We start from the raw sequence: 15,868 nt of genomic DNA on the forward strand, positions 1-15,868 counted from the left end.
ATTTATTCTTCTTTACGGACGAGGACTTTATCAATTCTTGCTCCGTCCATATCTACTATCTCCATCGAAAAGACATGCCACTGCAATGTATCACCTGTTTTCGGAATACGACCTAGTAAATCGAGAATTAATCCGCTCAGAGTATTATAATCATACTTTGAATAAATTTCTTCCATCTCGAAATAGTCTAGAAAGTTGTAGAATGAACATTTTCCATCGACTAGGAAACTACCATCTTTACGTTCTACAATCTCAGGTTCTTCATTGATTTCAAGAATTTCGCCAACCAAAGCTTCTAGAATATCTTTCATAGTTACTATCCCACTTACAGCACCAAATTCGTCACCAATCAATACCATAGATGAATGTGTTTCCTTCATCTTCTCTAATGCAGGATAAACTTGCATTGTCTCGTAAAAGAAGTTGGCTTGACGACAAATTCTTCTCAGAGAGAAATTTGGATTATCTATATTTGTAAAGATATCTTTCAAAAGTACTATACCTTCAATATTATCAAGATCGTTGTCAGCTACCGGATATTTATCAAACGGGAATTGGGATATTTTTTCTTTCAACTCATCTTTTGTCAGGCTTAAGTCTAACCAAATGACATCACTACGAGGAGTCATTATCGATTCCATATCGCGATCTCCTAATGAGAATACACGTTCAACTATATCTTGCTCAACGGCTTGCACTTCTCCACCCTCAGCGCTTTCTTTTATAATTTGCTTGATTTCCTCCTCTGTCATCTTCGAATTATTGTCTTTTATCCCTAATAAATTAGAAACAAATGATGTACTCTTCGAAAGTATCCAGACAAAAGGTGTTACTAATACTGAGAGCCAAATCATTGGACGAGCTATTATCTTTGCTATTTTAACCGATGCACTCATCCCAATTCTTTTTGGGACCAGTTCTCCAAAAATAATAGTTAAATAAGTAACTACAACTACAATAATTACTTGTGAGATAGGTAATGCATATTGGTGAGGTACGCCGATACTTTCCAATACAGGAGAAAAATGGCCGGCTAAAACATCCCCTGAATACAAACCTGTAAGAATACCAATTAGGGTTATACCAACTTGTACAGTAGACAGAAATTGATCCGGATTATTTGCTAAATCAAGTGCTCTTTGAGCAGACTTGCTCCCTTGCTTGGCCTCGTTACTTAAGCTAGTCTTACGAGCTGAAACGACAGCTATTTCCGACATCGCAAAAATTCCATTCAAAAGAATTAAAACAATAATAATCAGGACTTCCATTCTTAAGATTTATTGGTTATATGATTGTATGTAGTACTATATAAAACAAGAATAAAATCAGTCGTTAACAGAGCTAGATTTTTCGATCTTAATACCGACTTTTTCAATTCCAATTAGAGGATTATCGGTCATACGATGCGAAATACGAATTCTATGATTTTTACGTACATTGCCCTTATCAAAATATACATTTTTCAATAAAGGCATAGAGATCTGATAAGAAGACCCGAAGCCTGATCCATACCATTTACCTTCGCTATCAGCAATTATATATTCTTTTTCTTGCTTATTGGTATAGATAGAATCGGCATCTAATTCGAGTGTATACCCGATCCATAAATTTTGATATTTGTAGGAATTATTGTGGACGACTTCAAGCAAAATATCGTATGATTGTAATGAGTCGTAAGAAGCTGAATCAACATAAAAAACACATTCAGTAGTCTGGTTCCATTTACCATTCTTCAGTTCTTCATACTGATAATAAATCTCTTTCTGGCTACAGGAAATAAATCCCAGAGCCAGAAAAGAAATTAATATTATAAAATATTTCAGATTAAGCATCTGGCTTATTATCCGTTCTTTCACCCCCATTCTGAGGAGGTCTGTTGTTTCTGTTTTTTCGACGAGAACGATTGTGATTATTTGATCTAGGTTTAGATTCCTGGCCTTCTCCCCCATCTTCCGATTTTATGGGTTGTCCTTCTGGTCTAGGACGAGGTTGAATAGGTCTCTCTCTATTTTCTCGCTCTCTATTATTATTTCTATCGCCTCTATTGTTGCCATTCTCTCTACCATTATTATTGGCTTTAGCAGCAACTTCATTAGTATTATTATCCTGATTAGAACTTGTATTATTGTTCGAATCGCCATTACGCTGAGCAGGTTTCTTTTTCTTGCGTTTACTATTCTTTTTATCAGTGTCGAAGCGATTTATATTTTCCTGAGCTAACACATCATGAGTGACTGGCTTATTAGCTTCGAAATCATTATCATCTACAAGATGCAATGTCTTTTTACCATTACGATTAAGCTTCATAATCTCGAACACGCGATCCTTATGGATAGTTACCAGATTCGCTGCAAAATGTTTATCTGTCGAAAAAGTCATCATGCCCGATAGTACATCTGTCTTGAAATGATAATATGTATTATCTTTTGTCTCGAGCACTACATCGCGCGAAGGTAATTTACGCTGTGCTTCAAGATAAGTATCTACTTCGTAGTTTAAACAGCATTTCAATTTGCCGCATTGCCCTGCTAATTTCTGAGGATTAAGCGGAATTTCTTGCATGCGTGCCGCAGATGTAGATACCGAAACAAAGCTCGAAATTGAACTAGAACAGCATAGTTCACGTCCACAAGGTCCGATCCCTCCTACTCGTCCAGCTTCTTGTCGCGCTCCGATCTGTTTCATCTCGATTTTAATGCGGAACTCAGATGCATACTCTTTAATCAATTGACGAAAATCGACACGTCCATCGGCTATATAATAGAAAATTGCTTTATTACCATCACCTTGATATTCAACATCGCTAATTTTCATATCAAGTCTCAGATTTTCCGCTATTTCACGAGCACGAAGCATTGTCTTATGCTCTTTAGCTCTTGCTTCTTCTGCTTTTTCAATATCACCGGGCTTGGCATGACGATACACACGTTTTATTTCGCCGCGGAAATTATTCTTCTTCATCTGAAGCTGAACTAGCTTTCCTGTTAAGGTAACTTCACCTATATCGTGCCCTGGAGTAGCTTCAACAGCAACAGTATCTCCTTTGTATAATTCCAAATTATTGCTATTCAAATAATATCCCTTACGAGTATTTTTAAATTGAACTTCAACCATCTGGCTTTCTTTTCCATGTGCCTCAGGAATATCGTTCAACCAATCATATACTTCCAGTTTATTACGACCAGTTTGCGAACTCTTGCATCTGCATCCGCCACCACTTCCACCGCAGCACGATTTCTTTGGAGGCTGTTGGACAGCAATTAAACTTTCTTTTTTTACTTCATTTTGTTGTACTGCTACTACTGCCATTTTGGGTGCATCTGCAGCAACATTTTCAGCTTCTTCAGCCGGTACACGACATGTACAGCCAATTGGCGTCTTACATGTACCCTGACAGTCGCTGATTTTTATAAATTTGGTTCTATTTTGATTAAAATCCATTATATATCAGTTGTTTTTAATTATAATGCAAAGCTCCTTTTTCAGCTTTGTGGGTTTATTTTATTTACCGCTCTGCGGTATAGCTTATCTTTTCAACAACATAGTCACTTTCAGACATAAATCGAAAAAGACCATGCGTGCATTTACATTCTGTTCGATATGCATCTCGGCCAAAGACAACTCCTGCATGAAGTCCATAATGTTTCGCTCGTTAATAAAAGGAGCAAAACGTACTCCAAAAGCGTTTTCCGAATTATTGAGGTACACAATATCTGGTTGCTGCAAGTTACTAACAAAATATTCACGAATCATCTTTTGGCTATACATTAAATAACTTTTCTGTCGTTCGCGACCTATTCCAGCCAAATCGGCAGCAATAGCTTTGATCGATTTAATGTTGCGCGCGTATGATGATCGCATCATATTAACAAACAGTTCAAAGAAGTATTTGTTCTCTTCATCAAGGCTTATTGTTTCCAAAGCTTTAACGAAGCTTCCTCGCGATAGATGAGCAATATTCTCTGCATCAACTTCGTTGATATTGTATTTAGCAATTAGCTCTTTTTCAATATCCGCTTTTTCAATTGCAGGTATATTTATTCGCTGACTTCGCGACTGAATCGTACCAATTATCATATCAGGAGCATCCGAAACAAGGAGAAAAACCGTATTAGGTGTCGGTTCTTCGATTATTTTCAGCAGCTTATTTGCACAAGCCTCATGCATCTTTTCGGGAAGCCATACGACCATCACTTTGAACTTCGCTTCATAAATCTTTAAGCTAAGTTTTCGGACAATCTCTTCACTTTCTTTTGCATAGATTACTCCTTGCGAATTCTCTGCTTCGATATTGGTCAGCCACTGATGATAGCTGAAATATGGTGTAGATTCGAACATCTCGCGCCACTCAACAATATAATCGTCGCAGACTTCTTTCTTCTTTGCAGCTTTTTTTACGATAGGAAATACAAAATGTAAGTCGGGATGTGCTAGATTATCATACTTCTTGCATGATGGGCACACTCCACAAGAATCAGTTTCTGAAGGGTTTTCACAATTAAGATATTGGGCATAAGCCAAAGCCAAAGGTAGCTTTCCTACACCTTCGGGACCGCAAAAAAGTTGGGCATGAGGAATAAACCCCTCACGTGCCGACTTTATTAGTCTTTCTTTTACTCCACTTTGTCCTACAATATCTTTAAAATACACTTCTCAATTCTTTATTTCTTATTAATACACCTCTTTTGCTATACGTCTTACACTTTCAGTTGCCATCAACGAGTAGAAATGAATGCTAGGTACTCCATGCGCAATAAGGTCACGACATTGCTCAATTCCCCATTCCACTCCTACTTCTTTGGCTTTAGCATCATCTCCATTACAAGCTAACAATGCTTTTTCCAACGGCTCAGGAATACTTGAACGAAATATTTTAGGTAGTACTGTTAGTTGATTAGCCAATACGATAGGTTTAACACCCGGTATAATTGGCTGTGTAATTCCTTCTTTACGACAACGCTCAACGAACGAATAATATTTTTCGTTATCAAAGAACATCTGAGTAACAAAATACTCTGCTCCCTGATCAGCTTTCATCTTCATGTATTTCAAATCAGACTCCAGACTTGGTGCTTCTTCGTGCACCTCAGGGTAACATGCCATACCATACGAGAAAGGTGTTTGCAACCCCTCGAACGGAAAGCCATACATATCAATTCCTTTGTTGAACTGATTAACTTGCGCTTGCAAGTCTGTCGCATGATGATTTATATTTCCCTTAAGCTGATCTGAAGTTAATTTCTTTTCATCGCCACGTAGTAATAGTAAATTATGCACCCCCATAAAATTGAGGTCAATCATTGCATATTCTGTTTCCTCTTGTGTAAAACCTTTACAAATCATATGAGGAATTGCCATTACTTTGTACTTATATTGCAAAGCTGCAGCAATAGCTACCGAACCCGGACGCTTACGAATATTCACACGTTGTATCGATCCGTCAGGCATTTCTTTATCAAGATACTCGCTGTGATGTGTGGTTATATTGATGTACTTAGGATCAAATTCAATCAATTTGTCCACTATATCATATACACGTTGAATACTATTACCTCTCATAGGAGGTAATATCTCGAACGAGAAAGCTGTTTTTGAATCTTTATTTATTAGTTCTGTTACTGTTGTCATTTCATTTATAATTTATCCATAATCCATCTGATTAGATCATTTCCATTCGCAAACAATATCAATCCCAGCAGTAAGAACATTCCTACTATCTGTGCATACTCCATGAATTTTTCGTTAGGTTTTCGTCTCGCTATTACTTCATAAAGCAAGAAAACAATATGCCCTCCATCTAGAGCAGGAATAGGCAATATATTCAAAAATGCCAAAGCTATTGACAAGAATGCAGTCATCGTCCAAAATATATGCCAATCCCATTCAGGAGGGAACATACTTCCGATAGCGCCAAAACCACCAACATTCTTGGCTCCTTCCTTTGTGAATATAAAACGGCTCTGAGAGACGTATCCTTTAAGTGTCTCGACACCTTTCTTTATCCCTACAGGAAACGATTCGATAAAGCTATAACGATCAGTCACTTTTTCGTATATAGGGTCATAGAATCTAGGAATAAAGCCTAAACTTGAAGTAGAATCTATATAAACTTGAGCAGAATATAAACTATCATTTCGATAGAATGAGATATTTATCGAATCATTTTTTACTGCTGAAATCTTACTTTTAAATGCAAAGAAGCTTTCTACTGGCTCTCCGTTGAATGCTACTATACTATCTCCCAACTGCATACCTATTTCCGATGCTGCAGTATTTTCTCCTATACTATCAATAACTGTCGGTAACCAACCTGTAAAAGGAGGCATCTTTGATGCAATTACTTTTTCGCCCAAATCTTCAGATGGCTTTACCGTATGCTGTTGGCCGTCTCTCTCAACAATAACTTCTTTAGCATCAAGAAGTGACATCAGGGTATTTGTCGATAGAATTGAGTTATAATCTTTTAAATCTTCTCCGTCAGCACTTATCAGAATATCTTTATCCCTAAAACCATCGGCTTTCATTACCTCAGAAAACATCATACCACCTTTCATACTTTTGTATGGTATATAAGTATCTCCCCAAGTATAAACGATCATCGACAAGATGAAGATTGCCAGTAAGAAATTAAATAAAACCCCTGCAACCATTACTAATAATCTTTGCCAAGCTGGCTTGCTTCTAAATTCCCAAGATTTTGCCGGCTGCGACATTTGCTCCTTGTCCATCGATTCGTCGATCATACCCGATATTTTCACATAGCCACCTAAAGGCAACCATCCAATTCCATATTCGGTATGACTATTCTTTGGTTTGAATTTAAAAATTGAAAACCACGGATCGAAAAACAAGTAGAATTTTTCGACACGGATACCGAACATTCTGGCAAAAATAAAGTGTCCGAATTCGTGAACTATAACTAGTATAGACAAGCTCAGTAAGAGCTGGAGTGTTTTTATTATAAATGTTTCCATTCAGTACTTTTGAGGGTGTTTTATATTAATTCTTCTGCTATTTTACGCGCTTCCTTATCTGTTGCTACATAATCCTCATATGTAGGATTAACGATAAAACTAGCTTTTTGCATAGTCTGTTCAATTATATCGCTCATTTGCAAAAATCCGACCTCATCGCGCAGAAAAGCTGCAACAACGATTTCGTTCGCAGCATTCAGAATGCAAGGCATATTTCCTCTTTTCTCTATTGCTTCGAAAGCATAGGCAAGATTTCTGAAACGATCTAAATCAGGCTTCTCAAATGTCATTGTACCCAACTCGAAAATATCTAGTCGTTTGAAACTTGATTTCAAACGTTCTGGATATCCCAATGCATACTGAATAGGCAAATGCATATCAGGCAAACCTAATTGCGCTATGATAGAAGAATCTTCGAATTGAACCATCGAGTGAATTATCGACTGTGGATGTACGACTACTTCTACTTGCGATGGAGCTACATCAAACAACCATTTGGCTTCAATCATCTCGAAGCCTTTATTCATCAATGACGCTGAATCAATAGTAACTTTTGCTCCCATATCCCAATTAGGATGACGAAGAGCTTCATTTTTTGTTACTTTAGCTAGCTGATCAATCGTCCTTTTGCGAAAAGGACCTCCCGATGCTGTAAGTAATATCTTTTCGATCGGAGACTGTTCTCCATTCAAGCATTGAAATATAGCAGAGTGTTCTGAATCAACCGGTAATATAGGTACACGATTAGCTATTGCAAGTTCTGTGATCAATTCACCTGCAACAACCAATGTCTCTTTATTAGCTAAAGCAATAGCTTTTCCTGCTTTGATTGCACAAATCGTTGGATACAAACCCGAATAACCTACCATCGCTGTAAGCACCATATCGATAGGTTCGGCGGTAACAACCTGAGCTATTGAATCACTTCCGACCCATACTTTTATAGGTAAATCTGCCAGTGCTTCTTTCAGTTGATCATACTTTGCTTCATTAGCAATAACAACTACTTCCGGTTGAAACTCACGAGCTTGTTTTATCAGTAGCTCAACCTGATTATTTGCCGTCAAGGCATATATTTCAAAACGATCTTCATGTTCGCGAACAACATCTAAAGCTTGTGTTCCGATCGAACCAGTCGATCCTAATATCGCTAGTTTACGTTTCATAATTTAAAAGAACTTATTATACTTTTCTGCTTTATCAGAAAGTCATATACTCTTGCGGATCAACAGCAACCCCATTATACCACAATTCGAAATGAAAATCTTTCTTTGTTTTCACATCCATCATAGCTATCGGTGTTCCTTGTCTAACAACATAACCAACCTCTGTCACTAAAGGTCTACTGCAATTACTGTAGACAGACAAAAATCCATTTTTATGTTGTATACGCAAAATATATCCATTTTCTATATCATAATGCATATCAATTATCGTTCCATCCATCACCGCTACTACTGCAGCAGCAGACGAGGGTTGAATGTCGATACCAAAATGCTTATCTACTGTACTAAACTTACGTGTTATCACTCCACGTATAGGAAGATAAAGAATAACCTGCGCATTGGGTGCAGCTGATGCCGGTAGAACGGACAAGTTATACTTCTCTTCTTCACCATAACGATTTACAAACTCTCGCTCATTCTCTGTCTTTTGCAAAGATGGATCATTTTCGGGAATAAAAATCGTATCTGGAACACTCACAATAGAGTCGATATCCATTGTTCCGTCCAGAATTTTCTGAACATTTGTAAAATATATCTCCTGAGCTTGAATTTTCTGCTCTAATGAGTCAATATTTATAGCAGTCTGAATAGCAGTCTGACGAACTTCAGAATCCAAATACCCTGGCAGAAAATAACGTATAGGCGTAGCTATGATGATTACAGCTGTTATTGCAACCACCCAAAAACCTACTAAAAGAGCTAGTATGACACCCTTAAAAATAGAAGCTCGTATATTCCAGACTTCTTCTAACGTACTCTCATTTATGACAGAAACTCTGTATTTGAAGCGAATCCGTTTCCAGAAGTTATTTAATTTTTTCTTTTTTGACATCTTTAGTTCAACGAATCACAAAAATAAGAAAAAAGACTTATCTAAAGTACTTTGTTAATAAAGAATATGTTTTTTAAGCAAATACTTTCAGCCCATTTTTCTTTCTAAAACAAGTGCAACCCATCTTTGTATGTTTTATACTTCAATTCGGGTAACAATTCCATCCTCATACGACTAGTATCTCCATAATAGGAAACCATGCCTATGCGTATAAAATCGACAGTTAATGGGCTCTTGACCCCAAACAAGTGCGAAGCTATTTCAAAAGACCTAGCCGCAGTCATTATCATCCAAAGAGGCATACGCCATGGCTTAAAATTTCCTTTATATTTAGTAATATCATCCAAAAACTCCTGTAGAGTTTGTACACCCTCATCTCCAATATGATAAATACCATTTATATTCTCTTTCTCAACAGCAGCTATTGTTGCTGCTACAAAATCATCCTTAGAAATAAGATGTATCCAAGTCGGTTTTCGCCAAACGCCTAATAATCCATAACGAGCAAACCACTGCCCTGCATCTATCATCAATATTCCTTTCCCATAAACCATTCCGACTCTCAATGAAACGGGTTCAAAATTATGTCGTTTTGCATAGTCAAACAAAAGGTTCTCTTCCTCTAACCGAGTAGTTGCATGAGCCGATATTGGATTCCCATTCAAGTTCCCTTTAGCTGGATTATCTGGAGTTGTCTCGCCTTCAACATGAGGAAAGCTTATCAATATTACACGTTTTACTTTTTGAGCGGCAGCAACATCTAACAGATTCTTAAAATACTGGGTATTTGTTCTCGGTAAAAACTTTTCCGGATTAGCCTTAAACAGCACTCCGGCAAAATGCACAACAACATCTACACCCTCAAGAGCTTCTCTCAATGTACTAGGATCAGCCAAATCTGTTCTAAATATGGAAATATTTGTTCGATTCTTTAGATCATCTGATACATCTTTATTGTGAATCAATAAATTTAGATTCCAATTCATATTTTTCATCGATTGAGCCAGCAACCCTCCCAAATTTCCTGCAGCACCAGTAATCGCTAGTTTTCGCATAATCAACACATTTAATTCGTATTATTTTCTATAAATGTACAAATTATAACCTTATTATTTGAATCCAAAATTTTATTAGAGAATATATGTAATAATAATATCGTTAATGCGTTATATATATAAAGGGAATCAAACGTACACATTTAATTTATTTGCAAATCAGGCGTAATACAAAAAAAATAGTTACTTTTGCAGATCGAAATATAGAATGTCCATACGTGACTCTAGAATTTTACTCATTACAATTTGAATATGAATCTTTTAAAAGAAAAAATGCATAGATTCGATGCTGCTCGTAAAGCACGAGAAGCAGGTATCTACCCTTATTTCAGAGCCATAGAAAGCGACCAAGACACGGAAGTTACCATCAACGGTAAAAAAGTATTAATGTTTGGATCAAATGCATACCTTGGCTTAACTAACCATCCGGCAGTAAAAGAAGCAGCTATTGATGCTGTAAAAAAATACGGAACTGGAATGGCTGGATCAAGATTCCTAAACGGAACCCTCGATATACACGTTGAACTAGAACACAAATTGGCTAAATTTGTTGGTAAAGAAGATGCTTTAGTATACTCTACGGGCTTCAACGTTAACCAAGGAGTATTAGGATGCATAACAGGACGCGAAGATTACATTATTTGGGACGAACTAGATCATGCCTCAATTATTGAAGGAAACAGAGCTTCGTTCTCAAACAAGCTAAAATTCCGCCATAATGATATGGACTCTCTTGAGAAACAACTGGAGAAATGTGAACCTGATAAGGTTAAACTTATTGTTGTTGACGGAGTATTCAGTATGGAAGGTGATGTAATTAATCTACCGGAAGTTGTCCGTTTGGCTAAAAAATACAATGCAAACGTTATGATTGACGAAGCGCATGGTATTGGCGTTATGGGACGCGATTTCAACGGAAAAGGAGTACATGACCACTTCGGACTAACAGACGATATGGATCTGATTATGGGTACATTCAGTAAATCCTTAGCTTCAATCGGAGGATTTGTTGCCGGTGACGAAGACTCAATCGATTACCTACGCCACAATTCTCGTCCTTACATATTCAGTGCAAGTATTACCCCTTCTGCTACTGCTGCAGCTAGCAAGGCTTTAGACATCCTTATAGCTGAGCCGGAACGTATTGCACATCTATGGGATATTACTCATTATTCTCTTGACGGATTCCGTCAGATGGGTTGTGAAATAGGACATACTTCTACCCCAATTATACCAATTTTCATCAGAGATAACGAAAAAACATTTATGATCACTAAAATGTTATTCGAAGAAGGTATCTTCGTGAATCCGGTTGTTTCACCAGCCGTTGCACCAAAAGATACTCTTATTCGTTTCTCGCTAATGGCCACTCACTCTAAAGAACAAGTAGACTGTGCATTTGATAAAATACAGAAGGTATTCAAACAAATGGGCGTAATTTGATAAATAAAGAATCTCAACATAATAAGATCAACCCTCTTTCCGTTAAAAGATAGAGGGTTTTCTTTTAACCTAATTAAAGCAAATGATTAGATCTACATTATTTATACTGGGAACACTGTTTTGCTACATATTTTCTTTCGCACAAGAGAATACTAGCGAGGTATATATAGAAGCCAAACAAGAATTGAAAGATGGTAGCTTCACTGATCAGATAGGAGGGTCAGCTCCTTGCTTGATTCACTTCAATGCTTTCCCTCAAGGAACAGGATACTATCATACATGGCGTATCTATGACAAAACTGATACCAACACTCCTATATTGAAATATACAGATCAAGATATAACATACACATTCGACAAAGCAGGCACTTACATCGTGAAATTGGAAGTTGCAGACCTTAGCTCTGACTGGGTTGTAGATGCTGATCCCATTAGTTTCGAAATATGGGAATCTTACTTAAGAATACCAAACTATTTTAGTCCGAACGATTCTCCTGGAATCAATGATGAATTCAAAATTGAATACAAATCGCTCGTAAAATTCAGATGTACTATTTTTAATAGATGGGGAGTAAAACTTTATCAATGGACCGATCCTGATCAAGGTTGGGATGGTACATATAAAGGCAAACACGTCAAACCCGGAGTCTACTATTGTGTCGTGGAAGCTGTCGGATCAGACGGTAAGAGATATAAAGAAATGGCTGATATTAATATCTTACGCTAACTTAATAAACATATCCAAGTGCCACTTCGAAATTCTTAAACAACTGATTGATAAAATACAGAGTGCTTTTTTTCGTATTAAGTCTAACCTCACTCAAATCATCGTCAATGTTAATTGCTTGATCAGAAATAAAATTCTCAGCTCTCAGTAATCGAGGTATTTTATTAGCTTTAGCATCTCCTTTGTTAGCTTGATAAAGCAGTGCAATATCTACTACTTCTAATACACACTTATTATCTTCTGTGACGAAACTGTTTATACGATAGCGCATCACAAAACGCTCGCGCTTACCATTCGAGTCTACCGGCAAAAGAAGCTCAATACGAGACTTAGCAACTATTTCTAAATCTTCTTTATCTACTCTTACTGACGAAACAAAAGGATCGCGTCCATAACTATCGGAAGCCCATCTGTCAATTTTCTCGAATGCTTGAGTTCGACTATTTCCTGCAGGAAGAGGAATTTCTTTGATAAACGCAACCTTACCTTCAATGATTGGAATAGTTACAACCTCTTCATTTAAGCCAGTTATTTGTGCTGAAAGGCCTACCGACACAGAGAATGATATAAGTAGAAATATTATTTTTTGCATAGTCTCAACTTATTAGTTAATACAAATGTACTAATATTTTATGTTTGTGTGTAAATACTGCTCAATAAATACCTACGATAGCTGTTTTCTACTCGAGATTGCAATAATCCCATAAAAGCCATAAACAAGTACCCAAAGAGTCTGAACTCCAAATACAGCTACAGCAAAAGCTTCTGCTGATATTGTGTCTACCGAGTATAATAATAATGCAGCAATAATTGCAGCATGCCATGCTCCCATTCCACCATTTGTTGGTATCATCATACTCAGACTACTGATAGCAAAAGCAATTAATCCGGCTGTAATCCCCAGGTCTTTCGTGAAGCCAAATGCATAGAAAGCAATATAAAAATGCAGGAAATAGAAAATCCAAAGCAAAATGCTGTATAATATTAAGCGGGACTTTTCTTTCATTTGCCCCATAGCTTTCAGATCAGACCAAAAACCAATAACAAGACCAGTTACTTTCTTGACGATCTTATTCTCACCAAAATACTTAAACACAACAAACATTCCTAGTACACCAACCACAATAATAATGTATAGATAAGGTGAATACACCAGTGTTTGTACCAAGCTTAGCAATTTTTCATTACTATTTATATACGATATAAAGAATTGCATATTGAACAGGAATGCACTAGATACAATTACTACAACCATCACTATATCTAGAATACGATCCAAAATAACTGTCCCTACAAGCTTCACAAAAGGAATTTTCTCTTCTTTTGCTACAATACCACACCTCCAGATTTCGCCTCCACGAGGAATAGCAAAATTGACAGCATAGCTTCCGTATACAGCATAAACCAGTGTTGACAATCGAGGCTCATAACCAAGAGGTCTAATCAGCAGGTTCCAGCGATATGCACGCATCGTATTCCCCAGAATTCCAAAAGGAAGGGATAACAGTAAAATATACCAATTAGCTTGACTCAATACAGCCTTCAGTTGTTCAAAATCTGTATCACGGAATAAAAAGTACAAAATCAACCCGCCAACTAGTATGGGTAAACCTATTTTGATAATCTTATTTAATAGAGAACTTTTGGGATGATCTGCGTTTAGTTCTTTCGTATTATCCATTTGTGAAGTAGTCTTTCCATATATAAATCTTTTCTATCGATTCATTTTTGAATAAAATCCATATCTTTGTAGCAAAGATAAGAATATATTTAGAAACCGATACGTGACGCAGGTAAAACCAAAAAAAAATCTAGGACAGCACTTCCTTAAAGATCTGGATATTGCTAGGCAAATAGCCGATACTCTCGACGAGTTTGAGGGTACCCCCGTTATCGAAGTGGGCCCCGGAATGGGCGTACTTACGCAGTACCTCATCGAAAAGAAGAAAGACCTTACTGTTGTCGAGATCGACCGTGAGTCGGTTCCTTATCTGGAAAACCATTTTCCTGAACTTAACGGACATATCATCGAAGGCGATTTCCTTAAAATTGACTTAACTGATATTTATCCGGAAAAATTCTGCGTTATAGGTAATTACCCTTACAATATTTCGTCTCAGATATTTTTCAAAGTACTGGAATACAAAGATAAAATTCCTTGCTGCTCGGGTATGCTTCAGAAAGAAGTAGCCGAACGTATTGCAGCAAAACATGGGAATAAAACCTATGGCATTCTTAGCGTACTATTACAAGCCTGGTACGATATAGAATATCTTTTCACTGTTAGTGAAAAAGTATTCGACCCTCCCCCCAAGGTCAAGTCGGCTGTTATTAAACTGGTAAGAAATGAAAGACAATCGCTGGGATGTAGCGAAAAACTATTCAAAACCGTTATAAAGACCAGTTTCAATCAGCGACGAAAGACTCTGCGCAATTCGATGAAACCACTTCTAGGGAAAGACTGTCCGGCATATGCGGATGAAATATTCAACAAACGTCCCGAGCAACTATCGGTAGAAGAGTTCATCACTTTGACTAAAATCACCGCAGCGCATCTAACAGAGAACAAATAACCTCTTTCAGCCGGAAGAGAAAATACGAACTCATTAAATATGGAGGGGCAGTATGTCAGAAGTAAAATTATTCTATCACAAAGAGAATAACATACGCATCAGTCGCAGTATCGAGTTTTTGAAGGTAACACCTATCAAAAATTTCTTTTGGATCGACCTCAACAACGTTGACGAAGAAATTGAAACCGAACTGGAAGACTACCTAAAAATATATATCCAAGAGGAAGAAGAAATGATCGAGATCGAGATGTCGTCACGTTATATCGAGACGGCCGATTCGCTTGTCATCAATATGAACTTCCTGCTGGATAACTTCGAGCGTGAGCCCGTTTCGTTTATCCTAAAAAATAACATCCTTATAACCGTCCGTAGCGAGGAGCTTCCTTCGTTCCACGAAACGGTAACCAAGATGTTTACCAACCCGAAGAACTATCCGAACGGATTCCATGTTCTTCTGGGCTTGATAGAGACCCGCATCGAAAAAGATGCCGACATGATAGAGATTCTTACAAGTCAGATTTCGAGTCTATCAAATAGTATCAGCGAAAAAAGTGCCGACGAAGATTTGCTGACCGAGATCAAGAACTTGCAGGAAAAGACCATGACATTGCGAGAAAATATCATTGATAAGCAGCGTGCTGTAACTAATATGCTAAAGAGTGAGCTGATTCCGCCCGAACTACATGCACGCGTAACCATCCTGGTAAAGGACATCAATTCGCTGATAGAACATACTCGTTTTAGCTTCGATCGTCTTGATTATCTACAAGATACATTCCTAGGTTATGTTAACATCGAACAGAATAAAATTATCAAGATGTTTACCGTCATTTCGGTTATTTTCATGCCTCCTACACTGATAGCGAGTATATATGGCATGAACTTTAGAGATATGCCCGAACTTAGTTGGGAGTTTGGTTACAGCTTCTCTATTGGCATCATGGTCCTATCTGTCACAATCATCCTATTCTACTTTAAGCGAAAGAAGTGGCTATAAATAAGTTAGGCTAAAAAAGTGACACTTGTACACAGATTTTT

The 15,868-nt window shown here is 37.3% G+C and carries 15 protein-coding genes; 4 read left to right on the forward strand and 11 right to left on the reverse strand.

What is annotated here, in order from left to right; genetic code table 11:
• Positions 1 to 2: 2 nt before the first annotated feature.
• From C1A06_RS04095 to C1A06_RS04135, 9 genes are all read right to left on the reverse strand, one after another.
• Positions 3 to 1,268 carry a hemolysin family protein gene (locus tag C1A06_RS04095; RefSeq protein WP_101688968.1) on the reverse strand — a complete coding sequence of 422 codons (1,266 nt, stop codon included), beginning with the start codon at positions 1,266 to 1,268 and terminating at the stop codon, positions 3 to 5.
• Positions 1,269 to 1,325: 57 nt separating this feature from the next.
• Entirely contained in the window at positions 1,326 to 1,862 is a 537-nt protein-coding gene (locus C1A06_RS04100; RefSeq protein WP_159461381.1) for a gliding motility lipoprotein GldH, read from the reverse strand.
• Positions 1,825 to 3,441 (reverse strand): PSP1 domain-containing protein, encoded by a 1,617-nt coding sequence (locus tag C1A06_RS04105; protein WP_101688970.1) that lies wholly within the window; start codon positions 3,439 to 3,441, stop codon positions 1,825 to 1,827. Before C1A06_RS04105 ends, C1A06_RS04100 begins: the two co-directional genes overlap by 38 nt.
• Before the next feature lie 84 nt (positions 3,442 to 3,525).
• A complete protein-coding gene (locus C1A06_RS04110; RefSeq protein ID WP_101688971.1) occupies positions 3,526 to 4,650 on the reverse strand; it encodes a DNA polymerase III subunit in 1,125 nt (374 codons plus the stop codon).
• A gap of 21 nt (positions 4,651 to 4,671) precedes the next feature.
• On the reverse strand, positions 4,672 to 5,628 hold the full coding sequence (locus C1A06_RS04115) for a methylenetetrahydrofolate reductase (RefSeq protein WP_101688972.1): 957 nt from the start codon (positions 5,626 to 5,628) through the stop codon (positions 4,672 to 4,674).
• Positions 5,629 to 5,633: 5 nt separating this feature from the next.
• Complete coding sequence (gene rseP / locus C1A06_RS04120; RefSeq protein WP_101688973.1) at positions 5,634 to 6,974, reverse strand: RIP metalloprotease RseP; 1,341 nt, start codon at positions 6,972 to 6,974, stop codon at positions 5,634 to 5,636.
• 20 nt (positions 6,975 to 6,994) lie between these two features.
• Positions 6,995 to 8,140, reverse strand: coding sequence for a 1-deoxy-D-xylulose-5-phosphate reductoisomerase (locus C1A06_RS04125; protein ID WP_101688974.1), 1,146 nt, complete (start codon positions 8,138 to 8,140; stop codon positions 6,995 to 6,997).
• Positions 8,141 to 8,174: 34 nt separating this feature from the next.
• On the reverse strand, positions 8,175 to 9,032 hold the full coding sequence (locus C1A06_RS04130; RefSeq protein ID WP_101688975.1) for a murein hydrolase activator EnvC family protein: 858 nt from the start codon (positions 9,030 to 9,032) through the stop codon (positions 8,175 to 8,177).
• Positions 9,033 to 9,136: 104 nt separating this feature from the next.
• Positions 9,137 to 10,087 carry an NAD-dependent epimerase/dehydratase family protein gene (locus C1A06_RS04135; protein WP_101688976.1) on the reverse strand — a complete coding sequence of 317 codons (951 nt, stop codon included), beginning with the start codon at positions 10,085 to 10,087 and terminating at the stop codon, positions 9,137 to 9,139.
• A gap of 252 nt (positions 10,088 to 10,339) precedes the next feature.
• Here C1A06_RS04135 and spt point away from each other — a divergent pair, with 252 nt between their 5' ends.
• Complete coding sequence (gene spt / locus C1A06_RS04140; protein ID WP_101688977.1) at positions 10,340 to 11,530, forward strand: serine palmitoyltransferase; 1,191 nt, start codon at positions 10,340 to 10,342, stop codon at positions 11,528 to 11,530.
• 82 nt (positions 11,531 to 11,612) lie between these two features.
• Positions 11,613 to 12,257 (forward strand): T9SS type B sorting domain-containing protein, encoded by a 645-nt coding sequence (locus C1A06_RS04145; protein WP_101688978.1) that lies wholly within the window; start codon positions 11,613 to 11,615, stop codon positions 12,255 to 12,257.
• A gap of 1 nt (position 12,258) precedes the next feature.
• Here C1A06_RS04145 and C1A06_RS04150 read toward each other — a convergent pair whose 3' ends face one another.
• Both C1A06_RS04150 and C1A06_RS04155 read right to left on the reverse strand, forming a co-directional pair.
• The gene (locus C1A06_RS04150; RefSeq protein WP_101688979.1) at positions 12,259 to 12,849 is read right to left on the reverse strand and encodes a DUF4468 domain-containing protein; all 591 of its coding nucleotides are present in this window, start codon (positions 12,847 to 12,849) and stop codon (positions 12,259 to 12,261) included.
• 72 nt (positions 12,850 to 12,921) lie between these two features.
• Positions 12,922 to 13,938 (reverse strand): lysylphosphatidylglycerol synthase transmembrane domain-containing protein, encoded by a 1,017-nt coding sequence (locus tag C1A06_RS04155; RefSeq protein ID WP_101688980.1) that lies wholly within the window; start codon positions 13,936 to 13,938, stop codon positions 12,922 to 12,924.
• Between the two features lie 103 nt (positions 13,939 to 14,041).
• Between C1A06_RS04155 and rsmA the strand changes: the two genes are divergently transcribed.
• Both rsmA and corA read left to right on the forward strand, forming a co-directional pair.
• Complete coding sequence (rsmA, locus tag C1A06_RS04160) at positions 14,042 to 14,830, forward strand: 16S rRNA (adenine(1518)-N(6)/adenine(1519)-N(6))-dimethyltransferase RsmA (RefSeq protein WP_101688981.1); 789 nt, start codon at positions 14,042 to 14,044, stop codon at positions 14,828 to 14,830.
• Positions 14,831 to 14,882: 52 nt separating this feature from the next.
• Positions 14,883 to 15,827 carry a magnesium/cobalt transporter CorA gene (gene corA, locus C1A06_RS04165; RefSeq protein WP_101688982.1) on the forward strand — a complete coding sequence of 315 codons (945 nt, stop codon included), beginning with the start codon at positions 14,883 to 14,885 and terminating at the stop codon, positions 15,825 to 15,827.
• The last annotated feature ends 41 nt before the right edge of the window (positions 15,828 to 15,868 follow it).

The sequence above is a fragment of the Dysgonomonas massiliensis genome (assembly GCF_900240225.1).
Classification (GTDB): domain Bacteria; phylum Bacteroidota; class Bacteroidia; order Bacteroidales; family Dysgonomonadaceae; genus Dysgonomonas; species Dysgonomonas massiliensis.